15 protein-coding genes are annotated in these 23,610 nt (G+C 68.8%); 7 read left to right on the top strand and 8 right to left on the bottom strand.

The window, feature by feature from the left end; genetic code table 11:
• Positions 1-4 precede the first annotated feature (4 nt).
• From nagE to BLS81_RS07875, 4 genes are read right to left on the bottom strand one after another with little or no spacing between them, the layout of a single operon-like run.
• Positions 5-1,708, bottom strand: coding sequence for an N-acetylglucosamine-specific PTS transporter subunit IIBC (nagE, locus tag BLS81_RS07860; RefSeq protein WP_093222812.1), 1,704 nt, complete (start codon positions 1,706-1,708; stop codon positions 5-7).
• Positions 1,705-4,218: a phosphoenolpyruvate--protein phosphotransferase gene (ptsP, locus tag BLS81_RS07865; protein WP_093222814.1), complete on the bottom strand. Its 2,514-nt coding sequence runs from the start codon at positions 4,216-4,218 to the stop codon at positions 1,705-1,707. Before ptsP ends, nagE begins: the two co-directional genes overlap by 4 nt.
• On the bottom strand, positions 4,215-5,393 hold the full coding sequence (gene nagA, locus BLS81_RS07870) for an N-acetylglucosamine-6-phosphate deacetylase (RefSeq protein WP_093222815.1): 1,179 nt from the start codon (positions 5,391-5,393) through the stop codon (positions 4,215-4,217). Before nagA ends, ptsP begins: the two co-directional genes overlap by 4 nt.
• On the bottom strand, positions 5,390-6,460 hold the full coding sequence (locus BLS81_RS07875; protein WP_093222817.1) for an SIS domain-containing protein: 1,071 nt from the start codon (positions 6,458-6,460) through the stop codon (positions 5,390-5,392). Before BLS81_RS07875 ends, nagA begins: the two co-directional genes overlap by 4 nt.
• Before the next feature lie 623 nt (positions 6,461-7,083).
• On the opposite strand from BLS81_RS07875, the gene BLS81_RS07880 reads away from it, so the two are divergent.
• The 5 genes from BLS81_RS07880 to BLS81_RS07900 are packed head-to-tail and all read left to right on the top strand — an operon-like array spanning position 7,084 to position 16,291.
• Entirely contained in the window at positions 7,084-9,780 is a 2,697-nt protein-coding gene (locus BLS81_RS07880) for a TonB-dependent receptor (RefSeq protein WP_176787071.1), read from the top strand.
• 37 nt (positions 9,781-9,817) lie between these two features.
• The gene (locus BLS81_RS07885; RefSeq protein ID WP_256326128.1) at positions 9,818-12,094 is read left to right on the top strand and encodes an alpha-N-acetylglucosaminidase; all 2,277 of its coding nucleotides are present in this window, start codon (positions 9,818-9,820) and stop codon (positions 12,092-12,094) included.
• Positions 12,091-13,224, top strand: a complete 1,134-nt coding sequence (locus BLS81_RS07890; RefSeq protein ID WP_093222820.1) for an acyltransferase family protein — start codon at positions 12,091-12,093, stop codon at positions 13,222-13,224. Before BLS81_RS07885 ends, BLS81_RS07890 begins: the two co-directional genes overlap by 4 nt.
• A gap of 33 nt (positions 13,225-13,257) precedes the next feature.
• Positions 13,258-14,919, top strand: coding sequence for an alpha-L-fucosidase (locus BLS81_RS07895; RefSeq protein WP_093222822.1), 1,662 nt, complete (start codon positions 13,258-13,260; stop codon positions 14,917-14,919).
• Positions 14,912-16,291 carry a family 43 glycosylhydrolase gene (locus tag BLS81_RS07900; RefSeq protein ID WP_256326129.1) on the top strand — a complete coding sequence of 460 codons (1,380 nt, stop codon included), beginning with the start codon at positions 14,912-14,914 and terminating at the stop codon, positions 16,289-16,291. The genes BLS81_RS07895 and BLS81_RS07900 overlap by 8 nt, the downstream gene beginning before the upstream one ends.
• A 10-nt stretch (positions 16,292-16,301) precedes the next feature.
• On the opposite strand, the gene BLS81_RS07905 is transcribed toward BLS81_RS07900, so the two are convergent.
• From BLS81_RS07905 to BLS81_RS07915, 3 genes are all read right to left on the bottom strand, one after another.
• A complete protein-coding gene (locus tag BLS81_RS07905; RefSeq protein WP_218123100.1) occupies positions 16,302-18,422 on the bottom strand; it encodes a right-handed parallel beta-helix repeat-containing protein in 2,121 nt (706 codons plus the stop codon).
• Between the two features lie 82 nt (positions 18,423-18,504).
• A complete protein-coding gene (locus BLS81_RS07910) occupies positions 18,505-20,508 on the bottom strand; it encodes a glycoside hydrolase family 97 protein (RefSeq protein ID WP_093222825.1) in 2,004 nt (667 codons plus the stop codon).
• A 62-nt stretch (positions 20,509-20,570) separates the two neighbouring features.
• A complete protein-coding gene (locus BLS81_RS07915) occupies positions 20,571-21,575 on the bottom strand; it encodes a glycoside hydrolase family 43 protein (protein WP_256326130.1) in 1,005 nt (334 codons plus the stop codon).
• A gap of 173 nt (positions 21,576-21,748) precedes the next feature.
• Between BLS81_RS07915 and BLS81_RS07920 the strand changes: the two genes are divergently transcribed.
• The gene (locus tag BLS81_RS07920) at positions 21,749-22,048 is read left to right on the top strand and encodes a hypothetical protein (RefSeq protein ID WP_093222828.1); all 300 of its coding nucleotides are present in this window, start codon (positions 21,749-21,751) and stop codon (positions 22,046-22,048) included.
• Between the two features lie 51 nt (positions 22,049-22,099).
• Positions 22,100-22,702 carry a septal ring lytic transglycosylase RlpA family protein gene (locus tag BLS81_RS07925; protein WP_093222829.1) on the top strand — a complete coding sequence of 201 codons (603 nt, stop codon included), beginning with the start codon at positions 22,100-22,102 and terminating at the stop codon, positions 22,700-22,702.
• 12 nt (positions 22,703-22,714) lie between these two features.
• Here the strand turns inward: BLS81_RS07925 and BLS81_RS07930 are convergent, their stop codons facing one another.
• Positions 22,715-23,518 carry a SirB1 family protein gene (locus tag BLS81_RS07930; protein ID WP_093222999.1) on the bottom strand — a complete coding sequence of 268 codons (804 nt, stop codon included), beginning with the start codon at positions 23,516-23,518 and terminating at the stop codon, positions 22,715-22,717.
• Positions 23,519-23,610 lie beyond the last annotated feature (92 nt).

The following is a 23,610-nucleotide window of genomic DNA, read 5'->3' on the forward strand; positions in this document are numbered from 1 at the left end:
GGCGTCAGTCGCCGAGCCAGCCGCGCAGCTCCGCCTGAGCGAACAGCACCTGCCACCCGCCCCGCACCTGCACGACGCCGCGCGCGCCGAGTTCGCCGAGCGCGGCTTCATCCGGGGCCGCCGCCGCACCGAGCAACAGCCGCCCGTCGATCGCCCGCGCGCGCCGCACGACATCCGCTCCGCCGAGCGCGACGACCAGCGCGGACGGCATCCGCGCCGGATCGACCGAGCGCTCCGACGGGCGCGGCGGCGCCGCGACCGGGCCGGCGGAGCGCCCGGCGGCGCCGCGCATCTCCACCGCGATCTGGTCCGCCTGCGGGCCGAGCACGACTTGCAGCGCCTGTGGCGCGGGCCGCACGAAGCCCTTGGCGCCCAACCGGCGCAACGCCGCCTCATCGACTGCGCTCTGATCGTTCACGACCAGGCGGAGCCGCGTCGTGCAGGCGCCGATCTCGCGCAGATTGTCCGCGCCACCAACTGCGGCGAGGAAGGCGCCGCCCCGCTCGCTCGCGGCGACCGGCGCGAAATCCTCGGCGGCTTCGTCCTCACGCCCGGGGGTGCGAAGATCGAACCGGACGATGACGAAGCGGAAAGCGACGTAATAGATCACCGCATAAACCAGCCCGACCGGCAGCAGCAGCAACGGGCGCTGCGCCTTGGGGAAGTTCAGCACGTAATCGAACAGCCCCGCCGAGAAGCCGAAGCCGAGATGCACGCCGAGCACCGCCATCAGCGACATCGCCGCGCCGGTCAGCACCGCATGGAGCACGAACAGCCCCGGCGCGAGGAACATGAAGCTGAACTCGACCGGCTCGGTCACGCCGGTGAGGAACGAGGTGGCGGCGAGGCTCAGCAACATGCCGCCGGTGGCCTTGCGGCGTTCGGGCCGGGCGGTGTGGTACATGGCGAGGCACGCGGCCGGCAGACCGAACATCATCACCGGGAAGAACCCGCTCATGAACGCGCCCGCGCTCGGATCTCCGGCGAAGAAGCGGCGCAGATCCCCGGTGACGCCGTGATAATCCCCCAGTACGAACCAGGCGATGTTGTTGAGGATGTGGTGCAGCCCCGTCACCAGCAGCAGGCGGTTGAGCAGCCCATAGACGAACAGGCCGATGTCGCCGCTGGCCAGCGCCACCGTGCTGGCCGTGTTGACCGCGTGATCGAGCGCCGGGAAGCTCGCGCCGACGACACCGGCGAGCACGAGGCCGGCCAATCCACTGACGATCGGCACGAAGCGGCGACCACCGAAAAACGCCAGATATTCGGGCATGCGGATCGCCGAGAAGCGATTGTAACCAAGCCCGCCGACGATCCCCGAGAGAATGCCGAGCGGCACCGCGACCCGGTCGATCTGCGCGCTGCGCCATCCGGCCATGACGGCGGCGCGCGACGCGTCGGGCACGCCCGCGAGCACGCCGGGTGGCACCGCCAGCAGGGCCTTGGCGCCTTCGGTGGCGATGAGGAAGCAGACCACGCCGGCGAGCGGCGCCGCCCCGTTGCCGTCGCGCGCGAAGCCGGTAGCGACACCGATCGCGAACAGCAGGCCGAGATTGGCGAACATCGCGTTGCCGGCCGCGCTGACGAAATCGAGGCCGAGCATATCGGCCTGCCCGAGCCGCAGCAGCAACGCCGCCACCGGCAGCACCGCGATCGGCAGCATCAGCGCGCGGCCGAGGCTTTGCAGATGTTGCAAGGTCGATTTCACAGCCCCAACTCCCCAAGCAGCGCGGACGCGCGTGAGCGGACCTCGGCGGCGGTCGAAACGTGCAAGACCGCCGCCGCGAGCGCGCGGCAGCGATCGAGCGAGACGCCGCGCACCAGCGCCTTCACCTCGGCGACCGCCGCCGGCGCGGCGGACAGCTTGGTGACGCCGAGCCCGATCAGGATCGGCACGGCCAGGCGATCCGAGGCGAGACCGCCGCACACGCCGACCGGCTTGCCATGCGTCGCGGCACCGCGACAGCACAGGTCGATCATGCGCAGCACCGCCGGATCGAGCCCGTCCACGCTGCCGGCCACCGCCGGGTTGCCGCGATCCATCGCCAGCACATATTGGGTGAGGTCGTTGGTGCCGATCGACAGGAAATCGCACTCCGCAGCGAGTCCGTCCGCCATCACCGCCGCCGCCGGGGTTTCGACCATCACGCCGAGCGGCATGTCCGCGCCGAGGCCGAGCGCGGCGCTTTCCGCCTGCATCGCGGCACGCACCGCGCGCAGCTCCGCGACCGTGGCGATCATCGGCGCCATCACCCGGACGTCACCCGCCTCGCTGGCGCGCAGCACCGCGCGCATCTGCGCGGCGAGGATGTCCGGATAGGCGAGCGCCACGCGGATGCCGCGCAGGCCGAGCGCGGGATTCTCCTCGGGCGCGATCGGCAGATAGGGCGCCGGCTTGTCGCCGCCGATGTCGAGCAGGCGGATCACCAGCGGGCGCCCCTCCAGCGCGCGGGCGATCGCGGCATAGTCCGCCGCCTGTTCGTCCTCGTCGGGCGCGACGGCACGATCGAGGAACAGGAATTCGGTGCGCAGCAACCCGCAGCCCTCGGCGCCGCCGGCGACGGCTGGCGCGGCTTCCGCGCGCTTGCCGAGGTTCGCGGACACCTCGATGCGGGTGCCGTCCAGCGTGCGGCCCTCGAGCATGGCGGCGGTCCGCGCCGCCGCCTTGCGGGCGGCGCGGACCGCCGCCTCGGCCTGCGCGTGTCGCCACCCATCTGTGTCCGGATCGACCGTGAGCGTGCCCGCCGCCGTGTCGAGCACCAGCGGCGTGCCCGCCGCGATCGTAAGCACGCGCGGGCCGGCGGCGACCAGCGCCGGAATGCCGCGACTGGCGGCGATGATCGCGACGTGCGAGGTCGGCCCGCCGCGCGCGGTGACGATGCCGGCGACGCGCGCGGGATCGAGCGACGCGACCTGCGACGGCACGAGATCGTCGGCGAGCAGGATCGCGTCGGCGGGAAGCGCCACATCGGGCGGAGCCTGACCGGCGAGCCGCCATTGCAGTTGCACCTCGACGTCGATCAGATCGTCGGCGCGCGCGGCGATGTGTGGATCGGCCGCGGCGCGCAGCGCATCGGCCTGATCGCTCATGACGCTTCGCCAGGCGATGGCGGCACTGTCGCCCGCGTCGATCCGGGCGTGGGTGCGCTCGATGAGGTCTTCGTCGTCGAGCAGCGCGCGATGCGCGGCGACGATGGCGCCCTGCTCGGGGCCGGCCGCGCCACGCTCGGCTTCGAGCGCGACGGCCAGCGCCGCGAGGGCGTCCGCGAAACGCGCGCGCTCGGCCGCGATGCCTTCGCCGGTACGGGCGAGGATCGGTTCGGGGCGGACGAGATGCGCGGCGATGCCGGTCGCGAAGCCGGGCGACGCCGTGACGCCGGTGAGGACGCCTTCCCGCTGCGGCGCCGTGGGCACGGCGGGTACCGGAGCGACGGGCGCCGCGCTGGCGAGCGGCTTGCCCTCGTCCATGCCCGTCGCGATCAGATCGGCCAGCGCATCGACGGCGGCGTGCGCGTCCGCGCCCGAAGCGGCGATGGTGATCGTGTCGCCGTGGGCGATGGCGAGCGTCATCATCGCGCTGGGGCTGCGCAGCCGGGCCTCGCGGTCACCCTTGATCGCGCGCACCTCGGCGTCGAAGCCCCGCGCGAGACCGGCCAGCTTCGCACAAGGCCGCGCGTGCAGCCCGTGCGCGAGCGGGACGCGCATCGTGCGGGTGGCGGACGGTGTGAAGTCGGCTCCGCCCCCGGCATTACCGATGGGTTGATCGGCGGCGAGCGCGAGCAGCGGATCGCCGCGACGAACCCGGCCCGGCGGGGCGCGCCACGTGATTGCGTGGTCGCCCTCGGTCACGACGATCGGCGTGACGAGGCTCTTCGCGCCCGCCGCGACCGTGGCGAGATCGACCACGAGCAGCGGCGCGCCCACATCGACGCGTTCGCCGGCCCGGACCAGCGGCGTGAAACCGGCGCCGCCGAGGCGCACCGTATCGAGTCCGACGTGCATCAACACGACCGGCCCCGCGTCCAGCCGCAACGTCACCGCATGCCCCGCCTCATGGACCGAGACGATCACCCCCGGCGCGGGCGCGTGGAGCGTGTCACCGAGCGGGTCGATCGCGACGCCGTCGCCGAGCAGCCGGTCGGCGAACACCGCATCGGCCACGTCGGCGAGCGGGACGAGCCAGCCGTCGACCGGCGCGACGAGCGTCAGGCGTGTCATCGGCCGGTCAATTCCCCCTGAGCGTGCGCGTCGACCGGCTCGGCGGCGACCTTCACGCCGCCGATCCAGGTCTGGAGCGGTTGGAGATCGGCATCGAGCACGACGAAATCGGCGCGCTTGCCGGGCGCCAGCGTGCCGCGTTCACGATCGAGGCCGAGGAACGCGGCGGGCGAAGCGCTCGCCATCCGGCTCACGAGCGGCAGATCGGCGCCGGTCGCGGCACGCATCGTCCGAACCGCCTGCGCCATATCGAGATGCGCGCCCGCCAGCGTGCCGTCGTCGCCCTGGCACACCCCGTCACGCACCACCATCCGGCGGCCGTTGAGCAGGAACGAATCGTCGCCCGAGCCGACGCTCGGCATCGCATCGGTGACGAGCATCAGCCGGTCGGCGCCCTTGACGCGGAGCGCGACATCGAGCGCGGCGGGCGCGACATGCACACCGTCCGCGATCAGACCGCACCAGATCCGGTCGTCGGTAAAGGCCGCGCCGACGACGCCGGGCGCGCGGTGCAGCAGCGGCGACATCGCATTGTAGAGATGGGTGACGCCGGTGATGCCGGCGGCGAACCCCGCCCGCGCCTGTTCATAGGTGGCGTCGGTATGCCCCGCGCTGAGGATGACGCCCGCCGCCGCGAGACGCGACACGTCCTGAGCCGTCACGATCTCGGGCGCCAGCGTCATCATCACGACGCCGCGACGCGGCGCGCACAGCGCCTCGATGACCTCGCGATCGAGCGCGCGGATCAGCGACGGATCGTGGATGCCCTTGCGCGCGCCGCTGATGAACGGGCCTTCGATATGGACGCCGACGATCCCCGGCACCCCCGCCAGGATCGCCGCGTCGACCGCGTCGAGCGCGGCGCCGATCGCTGCATGCGTGTCGCTGATGAGCGTCGGCAACAAAGCGGTCGTGCCGAAGCGCGCGTGCGCCGCGGCGATCGTCGCCAATCCGTCGATGGTCAGCGCGTTGTTGAACAGCACCCCGCCGCCGCCATTGACCTGCGTGTCGATGAAGCCGGGCAGCAGCCAGCCGCTGGCGAGGTCGATCTCGATGTCGCCCGCGCCGGCGGGCTCGACCGCGCGCAGACGCCCGTCCGCCAGGACGAAAGTGGCGTCGGACAGGATTGCGTCGCCGACCAGGATGTGGCCGCCGTGGATCGTGATCGTGCTCATCGCGTCCGCGTCACTTTGGCGAGATAGGGCGGCTGGTCGGGATCATGGCCGCGCGCCAGCGCGAGCGCGTTGACCATGCGGTAGAAGCTGGCGATCATCACGATCGGCGCGAGTTCGGGTGACACCGCGAGCGCGGGCAGCCGTTCGATCCCGGCGTGCGACGTCTCCGCATTGCTGGCGAGCCAAACCCGCGCGCCGCGTTCGGCGAAGATATCCGCGAGCGCGCGAACGTCCTCGCCGGCGATTCCGCCGGTGTCGAAGGCGATCACCGGGAAGCCCGCGCGCACGATCGCCATCGGACCGTGGCGAACCTCGGCGGCGCTGAACGCCTCGCCGTGGAGCCCGCAGGTCTCCTTGAGCTTGAGCGCCGCTTCCTGCGCGATCGCGAGGCCGTACCCACGGCTGACCAGGAACAGATTGGTCGCGTCCTGCAGCCCGCGCGTCACCGATGACCAATCGAGCGCGAAGGCGATATCGACCAGCGCCGGCAGGGCGGCGAGATCCGCACGCAGCGCCGCGTCGTCGCGCCACGCGGCGACGATCGCGGCGATGCCGGCGAGCGAGGCGATATAGGATTTGGTCGCCGCGACCGATTTCTCCGGGCCGGCGCACAATGGCAGCACGACGTCCGCCGCGTCGGCCAACGGTGAGCCCTCGTCATTGACGAGCGCGACGACCAGCGCACCCGACGCGCGTTGCCGCTCCACCGTCGCGAGCAGATCCGGGCTGCGGCCCGATTGCGAGATGGCGATGCAGAGCGTCGAGACGCCTGCGCCCGCCCGCGCGGGCTGCGCATCATAGAGCGATACCGTCGAGAAGGCCGCCGAGGCGGTGGGCGTGCCGAGCAGCGTTTCGACCATGTATTTCGCATAGGTCGCCGCATGATCGGACGATCCGCGCGCGCAGGTGACGACGATCGCGGGAGCGAGCGCGCGCAGCCGCGCGCCGAGCGTGGCGAGCGTGGCTCGGTTGCGATCCAGAAAACGCGCGATCGTGGCGCCGGCCTCGCCCGCCTCCGCATACATCAGCGTCGCGGCGACTGTCGCGTCGGAGGCGTGGTCCGCCATCTGAAAGCTCACTGAGTACCTCCGCCTGACAGAAACGGCGCCGCGCGTCCAAGGAGACGCCCCGCCCCTCGGGAGGCAGCCGGCATGCGGGGCATTATGCATGGTTCGGATGTCATGACAATGGTATCTTATGTGTATTTTTTAGCGTTCGGCTTCGGGCGGACACGCCATTCCATTTTCGGACGTTGCGGGACGGCCCCGAACGAGTCCCAGCCAAACGACGGGCCGTCGATCGTAACTTTACGTCGCTGACGTTCACATAGTTGATACTTTCTGTGCGATTCGGTGACATATTCCCCTGTCCCCTGTACCGATCTGCCGTAGCCCAGCCCCGGCCGGGAGATGTTCCGCATCCGGCCATCGCCTTGATAGGGCGATTGTTTTCCTCGTGGTTGCGATACCAATTCGCGTTTTCGCTTTTAAATGTTATGTTTTTGTCTTTGTTTCCACTTGACAGGCGGCAGACTTCTCCGTGACACTCGCATTACAGCCGCAGGATTCCGGTGGGGCGAAAACGGGCGGAAGGTCCAGGCGCCGCACGTAACCGACGATAACGCAGAGGGGGTTTGACGATGTACGGTATGCGAGCAGGCAAGCGGGCAATCGGTGCGAGGGAATGGCTGTTGGCGACGAGTTGCGTCGCCGCGATCGCCGCGATCACGCCCGCCGACGCGCAGACGGTGCCGGCCGGCGGCGCGGTGGCGGCGGACGTCGCCGTGCCGGCGGGCGCGGGCGCGCAGAGCGACGAGACGGTCGGCCCCGACATCACCGTCACCGGCTTTCGCGAGAGCCTGCGCTCGGCCGCCGACGCCAAGCGCCGCGACATCCGCATCTCCGACGGCATCACCGCCGAGGATATCGGCAAGTTCCCCGCGCAGAACATCACCGAGGCGATCCAGCGGATCGCCGGCGTGCAGATGTCGAACATCAACGGGCGTGGCTCGACGATCAGCATCCGCGGCCTCGGCGCGCAATATGCGCGCACCACGATCAACGGGCAGACCTTCGCCAGCGCCGACTTCAAGGACGGCTTCCGCTACGACATCATCCAGACCGATCTCGCCAGCGCGATCCAGGTCATCAAGTCGCCGACCGCCGACATGGACACCGGCGGCCTTTCCGGCACGGTCAACATCGATACGGTCAAGCCGCTGGGCTACAAGGGCCCGCACTTCATCCTCGGCGTGAAGGGCTATGACTCGGATTACCGCGGCGGGGTGACGCCGAAGGTCAGCGGCGCCTATGTCAACCAGTTCGCGGGCGGCACGCTCGGCGTGATGGTCAACGTCGGCTTCCAGAAGCTGCGCGACCGCGGCGATTATCTGTTCATCAAGAACTGGTACGATCCCGGCGTGCTGCTGCCCGACGCCTATGTTCCGGGCAACCTGCGCTTCCGCCGCATCGACCGCGATACCGAGCAGTTGATGGCGAGCGGCGCGATCCAGTGGCAGCCAACCTCGAACTTCGAGGTGCTGTTGCAGGGCGAATATTCGAAGGACCACACCACCTACGACACGCGCCAGTTGGTGTTCGGCCGCTGGGCGACATCGGCGGTGACGGTCAACCACGTCGCGAACCGTGTCGCGGACAAGATCTCGATCAGCGACTTCAACGTCGACAACAACGACCAGCCCGAACTGCGCAACCTCGCGAGCCAGGCCTATACCGGCACGATCAACTGGGAACCGGCCGAAGGCTGGAAGATCCACGGCGTCGGCCATTATACGCAGGGCGACGCGCATCTCTATGAATGGGCGTCGATCGACGAGGTCCATTTCGCCGGCGGCGGCACGCTCGACATTTCCGATCCGAGCAACGTCAAGTTCAACACGCAGAGCGTCACCAGCGGCGCGCCCTACACGACCGCCAACCGCACCTGGTTCGCGTTCCTCGACGGCGCCACGCACATCCAGTCCGCCAAGGATACCGCCGGGCAGCTCGACGTGACGCGCGACATCGGCTGGCATGGCGTGAAGGCGCTGGTGTTCGGCGCGAAATATCACCACGAGAGCTTCCAGACCGACGCCTATCGCCATGACCGCGACGGCGACGTGAGCGACCGCGTCACCTACCCCGAATACGCCTATATCCCGGATCTGGCGACCACGGGCGTGCCGGTCACCAATTTCCTCGGCAATGCGATGGGCGTCCCCGGCACGTTCCTGTCGGTGAACGCGCCATTGTGGCAATCGGTACTCGCGCAGCACGGCATCACCGTGCCCGACACGCGCGACTGGCCGAACACCTACCGCGTCGACCGCTACATCCCCTCGGTGTACGGCATGCTCAACATCGACGGCGACCTCGGCGGCAAGCGGCTGCGCGGCAACATCGGCGTGCGGTATGAACACACGCATCAGAACGTCACGACCAGCATCACCAACGGCACCGACAGCAGCGCGACGCTGATCGGGCAGGAGCATGTCGTCCAGGACTACGGCAACGTCCTGCCGAGCGCCTCGTTCGCGCTCGACCTCACCCCCAAGCTGGTCGCGCGGGTCGCGCTCGCCAAGGTGCTGGTGCGCCCGCTGCTCAACAGCCAGACGCAAATGGCGGACACGATCAGCACCTCGACCAGCAGTTCGCGCCCCAGCGTTTCGGTGGCGCAGGGCGAGTCGCGGCTGAAGCCGCTGACCGCCAACCAGGCCGACATCAGCCTCGAATATTATTACGGCGCGGGCAATTCGATCAGCCTCGCCGGCTTCTACAAGGCGGTGAAGAACGGCACCTTCACCCAATTCTACTGCCCGACCTCATACAACGGCGTCGCGCTCAACGGACAGACCACCAACTGCCAGTCGGCCGACCTGCGCACCGACTACAGCTTCAGCCGCGTGCTGAACGACAGCAGCACGATCCACATCAAGGGCGTGGAATTCTCCGCATCGCAGAACTTCGATCCGTTCCTGCCGCTCAAAGGGTTCGGCGCGACCGGCAACATCACCTATGTCGACGCCGACAGCCCGGCGGCGGGCACCGGCTTCCACCTGCGCGACCTTTCCAAGCTGACCTGGAACCTGACGCCCTATTGGGAAAACGAGATGTTCAGCGTGCGCTTCTCGGTCAACCACCGCAGTTCGTACCAGCAGGATGCGGCCGACAGCTTCTTCGTCAACGGCGGCGAAATCCATACGGTGCGCGCACGCACGCAGATGGACCTCGCGCTGGGCTTCACGCCGACGAAGTTCCTGAGCTTCACCGGTGGCATCATCAACCTCAACAACACGCACGAAGACGCGTATCAGACCACCGAGGACACGTTCCAGTTGGCCAGCCGCACGGGCCGGACCTTCTATCTGTCCGCAACCGCCCGGTTCTGATCCGAACGTCCAGCCAAGAAGAGCGATCGCCCCAGCCGTGAGGAGGCCGTTTCCACCCTGTATCTATGGTCTCTTGCTGCTGGCGGCGGCCGGTGCCGCCCAAGCGCAACCCCGCGATACCTTCCCGGCGCGGGAGTCGCTTGGGCGGCTCGGCATTCCCGCCGGTCGGATCACTCTGGCGATCCGGCCGGCGGCAACGCCGTATTACCGGGTGCGGGTGGCGGCGGGCCGGATGACGGTCGAAGGATCGTCCGCCGTCGCGCTGGTACACGGCGCCGCGCAATATCTGCAGAGGCACGGCCGCCTGTCGGTCAGTTGGGAAGGGCGCCGCGTCGCGCCGCTCACCAATCTGCCGGCGGGCGATACCGGACCGGTCGCCTCTGCCTTCACGCTGCGCACATATCTCAACACCTGCACCTTCGGCTATACGACGCCGTGGTGGACGTGGCGGCGATGGTCCGACGAGATTGACTGGATGGCCGCGCGCGGCATCGATACGCCGCTGGCGATGGAGGGGCAGGACTACGTCTGGCGCGCGCTGTGGCGCGATCAGGGGCTGGACGACGCCACCATCGCCGCGGGCCTGTCCGCCGCACCGTTTCTGCCGTGGCAGCGGATGGGCAACATCGCCGGGTATCGCGCGCCGCTGCCGGCGGGGTGGATCGAGAAGAAGCACCGGTTGCAGCTTCGCATCCTCGCCCGGATGCGCGACCTGGGCATGAAACCGATCCTGCCGGCCTTCTCCGGCTACGTGCCCAAGGCGTTCGCGGAGCGGCACCCCGAGGCCCGCATCTACCGGATGCGCGCGTGGGAGGGGTTCGCGCCGACCTATTGGCTCGATCCGTCCGACCCGTTGTTCGCCACGCTGGCGAAGCGGTTCACGCAGCTCTACACGCAGACCTATGGCGCGGGGGACTATTACCTCGCCGATGCCTTCAACGAGATGGTGCCGCCGATCGCTGAGGACGGCAGCGATGCGAGCGCCGCCAAATATGGGGACAGCATCGCCAATTCCGCCGCGACCCGTGCCGCCGCCCTGCCCGCGCCGGTGCGCGACGCGCGGCTCGCGGCATATGGCGAGAAACTGTTCCAGTCGGTCACCGCCGCCGCCCCCGGTGCCACATGGGTGATGCAGGGCTGGCTGTTCGGCGCCGACAAGACGTTCTGGACGCCCGAGGCGATCCGCGCGTTCCTGAGCCGCGTTCCCAATGACCGGATGCTGGTGCTCGACATCGGCAATGATCGCTATCCGGGCATCTGGCGGACGAGCGGCGCGTTCGACGGCAAGAACTGGGTCTATGGCTATGTCCACAATTATGGCGGCAGCAACCCCGTCTATGGCGATCTCGGTTTCTACCGCGACGATCTGGCGGCGCTGGCGACGAGCCCGGTGCGCGGAAAGCTCACCGGCTTCGGGCTGTTTCCCGAGGGGCTGCACAGCAATTCGGTCGTCTATACCTACGCTTATGATCTCGCCTGGGGTGAGGATGCGCGGCGCCCGGTCGCGGAGTGGATCGCGGACTATGCTCGCGCGCGCTATGGAAGCGCGTCGCCCGGACTGATCGCGGCGTGGCGCAAGGTGATCGCGGGCGCATATTCCACACGCTACTGGACGCCGCGCTGGTGGCAGAACAAGGCGGGTGCGTATCTGTTCTTCAAACGCCCGACGCTGGCCGGCGCGGACTATCCCGCCGCGCCCGGCGATCCGGCGGCGTTGCGCGACGGCATCGCCGGCCTGCTGGCCAGCCGGCCACGCCAGCCCGCGCCGCTGTTCACCTACGATCTCGTCGATTTCGCGCGCCATTACGCCAGCCTCAAGCTCGATGCGCGGCTGCGCGGCGCCGTCGCCGCCTATGCGGCGGGCGATGTGACCCGCGGTGACGCCGCCGCCGCCGCCGCCGCGCGGCTGGCGCGGGAGATCGACGCGCTGATCGGCAACCAGCAGGAAACGCTCGGCAGTTGGATCGCGGACGCGCGCGCTTATGGCGACACGCGCGCCGAGAAGGATGCGTTCGAGGAACAGGCCAAGGCGATCGTCACCGTCTGGGGTGGCGAGGGCAATCTCTCCGATTACGCCTCACGCGCATGGCAGGGGCTGTACGCCGGTTACTACCTGCCACGCTGGCAGATCTTCCTCGCCGCGCAACGCAAGGCCGCGCTCGCGCATCAGCCGTTCGACGCGGCGGCGGCCACGGCGGCGGTCAAGGCGTGGGAGCAAGGCTGGCTCAGGGACGGCCGTGTGTGGCCACGGCGTCGCCCGGCGGCACCGCTCGCCGACCTCGGCCGGTTGCTCGCCGATGCGGACCAGCCATGACCGACACGCTCGCCCCTCCCAATCCGCGCCGTTTCACCGCGCTCGATGTGTTTCGCGGCCTCACCATCTTCCTGATGATCCTGGTCAACACCGCCGGGCCGGGGGCGCCGGCCTATCCGACGCTGGTCCACGCCAAATGGTTCGGCTTCACGATGGCCGACGCGATCTTCCCGAGCTTCCTGTTCGCAATGGGCAATGCGATGAGCTTCGCGAGCCGGCGGCGCATCGACACCGCACCGTATCTGGCGCGGCTGTTCAAACGCGGCGCGATCATCTTCGCGCTCGGGTTCCTGATGTACTGGTTCCCGTTCGTCGCGCGCGGCGAGGCCGGCTGGGCACCGATCCCGTTCACGCTGACCCGGGTGCCCGGCGTGCTGCAGCGGCTCGCCTTATGCTATGTCGCCGCCGGCCTGCTGGTGCGCTGGCTCGGCGCGCGCCAGATCCTGATCGCGAGCGCGCTGCTGCTGCTCGGCTATTGGGCGATGCTCGTGTTCCTGTCGCCGCCGGGCATGGCCTATGACAAGTTCGGCACGATCGGTACGCGGCTGGACCTGTGGCTGTTCGGGCCGGGGCACCTCTACAAGAAAGACGGCGGCTTCGATCCCGAAGGGCTGCTCGGCACGCTGCCGGCGATCGTCAACGTGCTGGCCGGCTATCTCGCCGGGCTGGCGGTGCAGCGCGGCGGCGATCTGTCGCGGACGACACGCACGATGGCGGTGATCGGTGTGGCGCTGATCGTCGCCGGACTGGCATGGTCGCCGTGGTTCCCGCTCGCCAAGAAGCTGTGGACCGGCTCGTACGTGCTGCTCACCATCGGCATCGACTGCGTCGCGCTGGCCGCGATCATCGCGCTGGTCGAGATCACCGGCGTGCGGCGGGGCACGCGCTTCTTCATCATCCTCGGCCGCAACCCGCTCGCGATCTATCTGTTTTCGGAACTGTTCGTGACGGCGATCAACATGATCGACACGGGGCCGGACGGCGGCCTTTACGGCTGGATCGGCATCGAACTGTTCCAGCGGATCGCGCCTGGCGCTTTCGGATCGTTGCTGTGCGCCCTTGCCTATACGATGCTGTGCTGGTCGGTAGGATGGTGGATGGACCGCAAGGGCCTGATACTGAAGGCATGAACCGGCGCCGCCGCGCCACGATGGAGGTTTCGCATGATCGTCAATCGTCGTGACGCGATCGGTACGGTCGCAGGTGCCGGTCTCGCCCTGCCGGCGGCGGCGCAGGGCGCGCGCGCGGCCGCCCCCGCCTTCACGCCGGACTGGGGATCGCTGACACAGGGCTATCGCGCGCCCGAGTGGTTCCGCGACGCCAAGTTCGGCATCTGGGCGCACTGGAGCGCGCAGTGCGTGCCGGAGGAAGGCGATTGGTACGCGCGCAACATGTACCTGCAGGGCACGCGCGCGAACAAAGCCCATGTCGCCAAATACGGCCACCCGAGCGAGGTCGGCTATCTGGAGATCATCGGCAAATGGCGCGCCGAACGCTGGCAGCCCGAACGGCTGCTCGATCTCTATGTCGCCGCCGGCGCACGCTATTTCGTCGCGCTGGCGAACCACCACGACAATGTCGATACGTTCGCGTCCTCGCACGGCTGGAACACGACGCGGGTCGGGCCGCGCCGCGACATCATCGGCACCTGGCAGCGCGCGGCGCGGGCGCGCGGCCTGCGTTTCGGCGTCTCGAACCACGGCGCGCATGCGTGGCATTGGCTGCAGCCCGCCTACGGCTATGACCCCGAGGGGCCGCATGCCGGCCAACGCTACGACGCCGATCGCCTGACCGCGCGCGACGGGCGTGACACGTGGTGGGACGGGCTCGACCCGCAGGCGCTCTACACCGGCCGCACCCTGCCGCTGCCGGCCGGAGTCCGCACGATCGCGGAAGCCGATGCCATCCACGCGCGCACCGACGAATTGTGGGTGGAGGAGGCGCCGGCGGCGAAGGCGGTGTTCGTCCGCGCCTGGGCGCAGCGCTGCCGCGAGCTGATCGACCGCTACGGGCCGGATCTGCTGTATTTCGACAATTTCGGCCTGCCCTTCGGGCAGACCGGGTTGGAGGTGGCCGCGCATTTCTACAATGCCAGCCGCACCCGCGCGAACGGCCGGCTGGAGGCCGTGCTCAACGCCAAGATGATGCCGGCCGAGCATCGCATGGGGCTGGTGGAGGATGTCGAGCGCGGCGGCAAGGCGAACATCGAAACCTATCCGTGGCAGACCGACACCTGCCTGGGCAACTGGCATTACGACCGCGCGCTCTACGACCGCGACGGCTACAAGAGCGCGGCGACGGTGGTGCATACCTTGTGCGATGTCGTGTCGAAGAACGGCAACCTCCTGCTCAGCGTGCCGATGCGCGGCGACGGCACGATCGACGAGAAGGAGGAGAAGATCCTCGGTGAGATCGCGGGGTGGATGCGGCTCTATGGTCAGGCGATCTACGGCACGCGGCCCTGGCGGATCCACGGGGAAGGACCGACCAAGCCGGTATCGGGCATGTTCGCCGAAAGCGGGCCGAAATCGCCCTATACGGCGCGAGACGTTCGCTACGTCCGCCGTGGTGACGACGTACACGCGCTGGTGCTGGGCTGGCCCGACGACGGCGTGGTGCGCCTGACGCTGTTCGCGAGCGGGAACGCGGTGGGGCGCGGGCGGATCATGCGCGTGGCGCTGCCCGGCGATCCGGCGCCGCTCGCGTTTCGCCAGACCGACACGGCGCTCGAGGTGACGGTGCCGGCGGCGCGGCGCAACGCGATCGGGGTGGCGCTGGTGCTGTCCGGGAGCGGGCTGACCGAAGGGAGTCTGCCGGATGCGTGACATGCGCCGCGTGGTGGCGTGGGCGGTCGGGCTGGCCATGACCGCACCCCTTGCCGGCGCGGCGGCGCCGCCGCCGGCGGCCCGGTGGGACGCGCCCGGCGCACGCAACCCGCTGTTGCCGGGCTATTTCGCCGATCCCTCGATCGTCCATGACAAGGGGCGATGGTATATTTACGCGACGATCGATCCGTGGGGCGACGACCGTCTCGGCCTGTGGACCTCTGACGATTTCCGCAACTGGACCTTCTCGACCCCGGCATGGCCGACCAAGGCCGCCGCGACCAGCCCGACCTCGGGCGACGCGAAGGTGTGGGCCCCCTCCGTCGTGCGGGCCGCCAACGGCCGGTGGTATATGTACGTCTCGGTCGGGAGCGAGATCTGGGTCGGAAGCGCCCCCTCCCCGGCTGGCCCGTGGTCCGACGCGAACGGCGGCAAGCCGCTGATCCCAGGGAACTTCCGCCCCGGCTATCACATGATCGACGCCGAAGCGTTCGTCGACGATGACGGCACGGCATATCTCGTGTGGGGATCGGGGCTGAACTGGGTCAACGGGCGCTGTTTCGTCGCGCGGCTCGACCGCAGCATGACGAAGCTCGACGGCGCGCCGAGGGATTGCACCCCGGCGCATTATTTCGAAGCGCCGTTCCTCATCAAATCGGGCAAATCCTACCTGCTGACCTATAGTTGGGGCAATACCACCAAGGATACGTATCAGGTGCGCTACGCGGTCGGCACGTCACCGATGGGGCCGTTCACCGAAGCGCCGAACAGCCCGATCCTGGAAACGCATGCCGACCGGCAGATCATCAGCCCCGGCCACCACGCCATCTTCCGCGACCACGGCCGCGCCTTCATCCTCTATCATCGGCAGAGCCTGCCCTGGCCGCCCGCCGATGGCGCGGTGCTGCGCCAGGTCGCGGTCGACGCGCTGACGATCACCGGGGACCGGATCGCGCCGGTGACGCCGACGCATGACGGTGCGGACATTCCCGACACGGCGCGGCGGCGCGATGCCGGGCTCGCGTGGCGCGCCAGCGCGTCGAGCGCGCGCGACGCCGCGCATTCGCCCGAGCGCGCCGCCGACGACTCGTACGCGACCGGCTGGGCCGCACGCGCCGACGATCCCGCACCGTGGTTGCAGGCCGATCTCGGGCGCGAACGGACGCTGCGGGAGAGCCGGTTACGCCCGCTTTTCCCGACCCGCCCGGTGCGTGTCACGCTTGAAAGCTCGCGCGATGGGCGGCATTGGAACACCGCCCTCGCCGAGGTGGCGCGGAACGGCTCGCCGATCGTGCTGCGCCATGCCGTTACGGCGCGTTACCTGCGCCTGCATGTCACGCCGGCGAGCCTGCTGGAGTGGACGATCGAGTGACGCCGCCCCGTCAGGGGTTCAGCCGGGGGTCGATCACCAGGGACTGCCCGCTGCGGAGATCGGCGAGTGGACCCGCGATTCGCATCGGACCGGTCGCCCTGCCGCGAATGTCGGTCTCGATCCCGCCCGGCGCACGCAGCCGGGGCAGACGAGCCGTGGTCGAGACGGTGAGCGTCAGCGTGGCGGGGTCGAACGCGATCCGCGCGTCGGCGGCGAGCGAGGTCCGGTCCCAGCCGTAGGCGCTCCGCCAGCTCGCCAGATCGCTGTACCGCACTCGGCGCCACGCATCGGGCGCGGAGGCGACGGTCTGCGGCTCCGGCAGAATGCCGAGGAAGTCGTTCGGCATGTCGACGTACACATTGCCGTCCGACCGATTGTTCGTGCTGAGGAAGACCATCGCCGACTTGCAGGCGACGAAAATGTTGTTCGCGACCGCGTTGTTGTCCGCGACCGGGCGGCGGCGATCGGGCCGGACAATGGTGAAGACGCCCGCGTTGTCGCACCGGCCGATCAAATTCTGCGCGATGACGAGGTTGCTGCTCGCATTGTCGAAGATGCCCGAGCCCGCGCATCCGCGCTGCCCCGGCGTACCGGGTTCGGCGTTGCGCACGTCCCAGATGATGTTGGTGTCGATCATGTTGCGCGCCGGCGTCATTTCGAAATGGACGGCGGCGCTGACCGTCAGCACGTCGGCGACGACGTTGCGGGTGACGCGGCAATTGTCGTTATCGACATCCCACCACGCCGCATTGGCATGGCGCATGTGACGGATGACGTTGCGGCGGAACAGCATGTTCTTCGCGCGGTGGAACTTGGCGCCCGCCGCCTCCCAGCCGCGTTCCGCATCGGCCCAGCCGCACCATTCGATCAGATTATCCTCGATCAGCGCATCGGTGGTGCCCATGCCGCCGATCCCCTCGACGCCGCAGTAGCGAATGGTGTTGCCGCGCACGACGATCGACGTGCCGGGCTGCGGCGCGCCGGCGCTGTTGCCGTCGCTGCCGATGGCCAGACCGATGCCGTTCGCCCATTCGAACGTATTGCCCTCCAAGATCCAGTGATCGCCGCCGGCGAGCGAGACCATGCCGTATTGCGGAAACGGATAAGCGTTTCCCGCGTGCCGGAAGGTGATCCCCTTGACCCGGATGAAGCCGGTGCCGCTGCGCGCGGGGATGAAGGCTTGCTGGCGGGTGGTGACTTCGATCTGGTGATCGGCGGGCGTGCCCGACGCAAGCCGCACGTACACCGCCGTGCCGGCATGATCGGCCCAGAAGCGCGCGGTGGGCGCGCCGCCGATTTCCTGCATGATCGGCCCGCCGCGCCGCCGCGCCGGCATTCCGTTCTCCGGCACCGCCGCGCGCGTGAAGTCGGGCATCGGCGGCAGATCGGGCATCGCGAGTTCGCGAAGCTGCTCCATCGGCTCGAGCGGTTTGCCATCGACGAACACCAGCCCGCGCCGGCGCAGATACGGCCCCAGATCGGCGGTCGCGCCGTCCAGCCATCCCCATGATCCCATGATGCTGGGGAGCGCGAACGGATTATAGGCATCCGGAAACAATGCGCCGGTGAGGTCGTGGCGCCAGACGGTGACGCCCGGCCCGGCCGGGCTGCCAGGAAAGGGGAAACCGGGCGTGACCGTTTCCTGCTGCCAGCCATCCTTCAGCACTTCCGAGCCGGTGATATAGACGGTGGCGCCCGGTGCGGCTTCGTAGCTTATCATCTGCGCCGGGCTGGTGCCGCCGCGCGCGGGACGGACGCATTCGCGGTAGGTGCCCGCCGCGATGACGACGCGCTCGCCCGGCCGGAGGATTTCGGCGGCCTTGCCGATCGTGCGGAACGGCCGCGCCGCGTCGCCGGGGCCGGCGTCGTCGGCGTTCGACGCGGTGTTGTCGACATAATAGGTCTTGGAGAAGGTCAACGGTTGCTCCCAGCGCCGGAAGCGCGAGCCATCGGGCAGGCGCGCGTCGTCCACGACGGTCTGGCCGCGCGGCGCGGCGGCGGCCTGATCCCAGGCACCGATACCGGCGAGCGCGCCGATCCACGCCGCGCTTTCCAGGAAGCCGCGCCGATCGACGCCCTCGCGCGCATCCGTGGCGGACGCGGCGCTTCGCTGCTCTTGCTCTGAACTCACCAATCCTGCTCCTGTTTTATAGTGCCGGCGCGGCCGGGTTCGTTCGCGAGATGTTGGAGGGTGGAAGGGGCTGGCCCGGCGCCTAGTCGCCCGCCGGCTCCAGCACCATTGCCGCCCCGCCCGATGGCGCGAGGGTGAGTTGGACATGGTCGCGCGACTGGACCAGCGTAGTGGACGTCTTGAGGTGGTTCATATCCGCGCCGTCCTGCCAGATGCGCGCGCGCCAGCGCTTGCCGGCTCCCAGCGTCGCCAGCGGCACGGAGATCTTGCGCCCCTGCTCGTTGGTCATCGCACCGATATACCAGCGATCGCCCTTGCGGCGCGCGAGCACGATCGACTGGCCGATCTCGCCCGAAATGAAGCGGGTCTCATCCCAGCTCGTCGGCACCTGCTTGAGAAAGTCGGCACCGTCGGTCAGCCGGCCATCCGCGCCGATATAGGCGTCCGGGCTGTCCGACAGCATCACAAGCGGTGATTCATAGACGACGTACATGGCGATCGCTTGCCCGCGCGTGGTCTGGACATAGGGGCGCAGCAGCCGGTGCTTGGTCGCGAACTCGGCCGGCGGCAGCGCGCGGAAGCCGCCGGGCGTATAGTCCATCGGCCCGAGCAACATGCGGGTGAAGGGCAAGGTGACGTTGTGCGTCGCGGTGATGCGCGCCCCGAACTTGTTATACTCGGCGCCGAGCACGCCTTCCTGGGTCACGAAATTGGGATAGGTGCGCAGCAGCCCGTCGGGCGGATAGGCGCCGTGCAGATCCACCATCAGGTGATGCGCCGCCGCCTTGGAGAGCAGTTCATGGTAGAATTCGACCATCTCCTGGTCGTTGCGGTCCATGAAATCGACCTTGATGCCCTTGATGCCCCATGCCTCGTACAACGGCAGAGCGGCATCGAGCTGGCGCTGGAGCTGCTTCCATTGCAGCCACACCCACACCCCGACCTTGCGCTCGGCGCCGTATTTGACGAGACCGGGGATATCGACCGCCGGCACGGGCACGGTGACGTCCGCCGGGCGCGGCCCTTCCGAACTGCCCTTGTACCAGCCCTCGTCGATCAGGATGTATTCGAGGCCCATCGCCTTGGCGAAATCGATATAGGCCCGGTAGGTCGCGGTGTTGATGCCAGGATTTGGGACGTTGACGGCCCAGCCGTTCCACCAGTCCCAGGCGGACTTGCCCGGCTTGATCCAGCTCGTGTCCGCGATCGCCGAAGGCGCGGCGAGAAGCTGGACGAGGCTCGATTCGATCAGGTCGCCGGGCCGATTGGCGATCATCACCGTCCGCCACGGCGTCAGCAGCGGCCCCTGCGTGAGCGCGGCGTGCGCGGACACTTTGAACGCGGGGCTGTCGGGAATGTTGTCGCGCCGCGACGTCAGCGCGACGTTGACGCCCAAGCCGGCATCGGCACGCCGCGCGTAATATGCGCCGGGATAGTCGCGTTTGTCGGCCTCGACGATGGCGAAGCTGGTCTCGCCCTTGCCGGTCCGGCACAGCAGCGGCGCGTCATAGAGGTGGAAGCCGCGCATCGCCGACGCCTTGATCGGATCGAACTCGGTCTCGTGCGAATTCTCGAACCGACCGCTGTTCGCGCCCCAGCACGCGTAATCGGCCGGGAAATAGAAGCCGGTCGTCTCCCAATACACGTCGAGGGCGTCGAAGCGGGGCTGCGCAGCGACCACGAAGCGGAAGGCGACGCCGTCATCATATGCGCGCGCGACGAGATCATAGGTGACGCCGTCCTTGCCGCGCGTGAGGTGCAGCACGACCTGATTGTAGCGGTCGGCGACGCGGCTGGCCTTGCCGGCGACCGGAACGTAGGTGTCATTGACCGCGCTCGCCTCCGACGCGGTGACGGCGGACTCGCTGGTGCCGAAACCGCCCTGGCTCGTCACCATTCCGATCGGCGAGGTGGCGATCACTTCGGCGCCGTCGCGCACGACGCGATAGCGCAGCCCGGAGGCCGCGTCGATCTCCAGCCGCGTGCGGCCATCGGGCGAGACCACGACGGGCGGCGTCTGCGCGTTCGCCATCGCCGGCGCGAGCGTGGCGACCGCCGCGAGCAGGATCGGTAGCAGTCTCATCATCTTCCCCCTCGTTCGAATCGCGGCGACGCCGGCCGGCTGTGGCGGCGCGACCTGCCGGCGCCTTACTTGGGCGGCACCGAGACGCCTGCCTCGGTCTGGACCACGGGCTTCATCGTGCCGTCGGGATTGTAATGGAGATATTCGACCGTGACCGCGCGCCGCCCGATCGCCCCGCTCTGGTCACCGATCGCGATGTTCGCATTGTGCAGGAACAGGTACCAATTGCCCTTGAACTCGGCGATGCCGGGATGGATCGTGAAGCTGTACTTGCCCGATCCGGTCAGTTCGCCGCGATACGTCCACGGCCCGGTGATCGCCGGGGCGGTGGCGTAGGAGACATGCTCGTCGCGCTGGGTCGCGCGATCGAGCGACGCGTAGGTGAGATAGTACATCTTGCCGCGCTTATGCAGCCACGGCCCCTCTTCGTAATGCGGCGGCGTGATCTCGGTGATCGGGCCGTCGAGCTCGATCATGTTGGGCTTGAGCTTGGCGATGTAGCAATTGCGGTTGCCCCAGGCGATCCAGGTGGTGCCGTCGGTGTCGGTCAGCACGGTGGGATCGATGTCCTCCCAACTGTGCGGCCCCTTGGGCGTCATCTCGTTGGTGATGAGCGCCGACCCGCGCGCATCGACGAACGGGCCGGTCGGCTTGTCCGAAACCGCGACGCCGATCGCCTTGCCGGGGTGCGTGTTATCGTGTTCGACGGGGGCGTAGAAATAGAACTTGCCGTTCTTCTCGATCGCTTGCGGCGCCCAGGCGTCTTTCTTGGCCCATTTGAAATCGCTGACCTTCATGACCGGGGGGTGCGCGGTCCAGGTCTTCATGTCGGTGGTCGAATAGACCAGCCACTCGCGCATGTTGAACATCTCGTCGCGCTGCGCCTCGTCATGATCGACGTAGAGGTAGAGCGTGTTGCCGACCACGAGCGGCGCCGGATCGGCGGTGAACTTGTCGCGGACGATCGGGTTCGATCCGGGAACCGGCCTCGGCTGATCCGCCGCACCGGACGGCCCCGCCGTCAACGCCGCCAGCACCACGATAGCCGTCGCACCGAATATCCGTCCCATCATCATCCCCTGTTCTTCGTTAGCGTTAACAATAGTCCGACAAAACGCCGCGTCAACAGGTGACGGACCGCGCGCGGGCATCTCGCGAACGACGATTTGTGCGATGATCGCACGGGACCAAATCGGCGCGCGCGCGTTGGCGCTGGCATCATCACGAGACCAGGGAGACTGACATGGCGACGATCACGGCGACCTTCGAAACGCGGCGCGAGGCGGAACTCGCGGTGGAACATCTCGTCCAGGAGCATGATATCGACCGCGACGATATCGTAATCGAGAGCGCGTCGGACGAGAACAGCGCCGGCAGCGAGGCGGGCGGCGCCGATCTCGAGACCGAATTCGAGGACGGCAGCGAGGAGGACGCGGCGTTGAACGGCGGCGTCAAAGTCACCGTCACGCTCGACGATGCGGATATGGCCGAGGATATCGAAGACGTGTTCCACGAGTTCGGGGCGAGCGAACTCCGCGACTGACCGCGCGCGGGACCGCTTTTCGCCGGCGCGGGGCTGGCCTACACTCAACCCATGTTTGGTCTCGCGTTACCCCGATCGACATGTCTCGCCGGCGCGCTCGCGCTCTCCGCATGCGCCGGCGGCACATTCCGACCCCCGAGCGACGTTCCGGTGCGGATCGGCAAACCCTATGTCGTGCGCGGCACGACGTTCGTGCCGGCCGCCGACCCCACCTATGACATGCTCGGCTATGCGAGCTGGTACGGCAGCGAATCAGGCAACCGGACCGCGAACGGCGAGCGTTTCCGCCCCGACTGGATCACCGCCGCGCATACGACGCTGCCGCTGCCGACCTATGTCGAGGTCACGGCGCTCGCCACCGGACGGCGGATCGTCGTGCGGATCAACGACCGTGGCCCGTTCATTCCGGGGCCGCGAATCATCGATTTGTCGCGCGGCGCCGCCGAGCGGCTCGGCATTCGCGCGGCGGGTCAGGCCGCGGTGCGCGTGCGCCGGATCGAGCCGTCCGACGCCGAGCGCCGGCGCTTGCTCAAGGGCAAACCGACCCCCGAGCTTCCGCCGGTGACACAGCCGGTCCTCGATACGCTGCGCCGACAATTCGAGGCCGCCGGGATGACCGTGACCGGGCCGACGCGGCGGGCCGCCGGGCGGTGACGGCCGGCCGCGTCAGGGCGCTACGAGCGCGGTGAGCGTCTCCGCGACGCGGGCGCGCAGTTCGGGGTCGCGCGTCACTTCGAGCAGGGACGTAAGGCTGTTCCTCGCCGCGGCCACGTCGCCGTCGATGCCTTCGAGCCGGGCGCGCTCCCACCATGCCGGCCCATGATCCGGCGCCATCATCGTCATGCGCGTGTAGAGTTCGAGCGCGCGACGCCCCTTCCCCGACCGCTCCGCCCGGATCGCCTGGTTGAGCAGCAGCCTGACCAGAACCGCACGGTTCGGCATGGCCGCTACGTGGCGGACGGCGGGCGACGGGCCGGGGCTCGCCGCCATCAACAGCGCGCCGAGATCCTCCGGTTCCACCAGAGCGCCGCCGCGAAACGGATCGACGATCACCGGCGCGCTCGCATCACCGACCAACACGAGGACATGGCCCGGCACGTCCAGCACGTTGGCCGCCCAGCCGAGCCGCCGCGCGGCGGACACGTACAGGATCGACAGGCTGACCGGCAGGCCGCGACGCCGATCGATCACGCGGATCAGATCGGCGTTCGCCGGATCGTCATAGGTCGCCTGGTCGCCCGCGAAGCCGAACGCGTCGGCGAGCACGGACGACAGCGCCGCCGCGCGCTCGTGCGCGGTGGCGGCGCCCTCGCCGATCGTCTCGAGCCGGACCGCCACGGCTTCGAGCAGGCGGTGGTATGGTCCTTCATCCACATCCGGGTGGTCCAGCCGCGCCAGCGACAGCGCGGCTTCATCGAGCACGATCTCGTCTTCATCGACGAGGCCAAGGCGGATCACATCTTCGAGCATGGCCGATAGATGGGGGCGCGGCCGGCGCGCGCCAAGCCGGGTCGCGGACCCGACCGGCGTGGCCTGAAAACATGACGCGCGATGCCGGGGCG

This window comes from Sphingomonas sp. NFR15 (assembly GCF_900103265.1).
In the GTDB taxonomy this organism is placed as follows: domain Bacteria; phylum Pseudomonadota; class Alphaproteobacteria; order Sphingomonadales; family Sphingomonadaceae; genus Sphingomonas; species Sphingomonas pollutisoli.

Bases quoted from the DNA above. Each gene is read 5' to 3' on its own strand.
- BLS81_RS07930 (WP_093222999.1), bottom strand. From the start codon at position 23,518: ATGCTCGAAGATGTGATCCGCCTTGGCCTCGTCGATGAAGACGAGATC.
- BLS81_RS07925 (WP_093222829.1), top strand. From the start codon at position 22,100: ATGTTTGGTCTCGCGTTACCCCGATCGACATGTCTCGCCGGCGCGCTC.
- BLS81_RS07875 (WP_093222817.1), bottom strand. From the start codon at position 6,460: ATGGCGGACCACGCCTCCGACGCGACAGTCGCCGCGACGCTGATGTAT.
- BLS81_RS07890 (WP_093222820.1), top strand. From the start codon at position 12,091: ATGACCGACACGCTCGCCCCTCCCAATCCGCGCCGTTTCACCGCGCTC.
- BLS81_RS07910 (WP_093222825.1), bottom strand. From the start codon at position 20,508: ATGATGAGACTGCTACCGATCCTGCTCGCGGCGGTCGCCACGCTCGCG.
- BLS81_RS07895 (WP_093222822.1), top strand. From the start codon at position 13,258: ATGATCGTCAATCGTCGTGACGCGATCGGTACGGTCGCAGGTGCCGGT.
- nagA (WP_093222815.1), bottom strand. From the start codon at position 5,393: ATGAGCACGATCACGATCCACGGCGGCCACATCCTGGTCGGCGACGCA.
- BLS81_RS07900 (WP_256326129.1), top strand. From the start codon at position 14,912: ATGCGTGACATGCGCCGCGTGGTGGCGTGGGCGGTCGGGCTGGCCATG.
- BLS81_RS07915 (WP_256326130.1), bottom strand. From the start codon at position 21,575: ATGGGACGGATATTCGGTGCGACGGCTATCGTGGTGCTGGCGGCGTTG.
- ptsP (WP_093222814.1), bottom strand. From the start codon at position 4,218: ATGACACGCCTGACGCTCGTCGCGCCGGTCGACGGCTGGCTCGTCCCG.
- BLS81_RS07920 (WP_093222828.1), top strand. From the start codon at position 21,749: ATGGCGACGATCACGGCGACCTTCGAAACGCGGCGCGAGGCGGAACTC.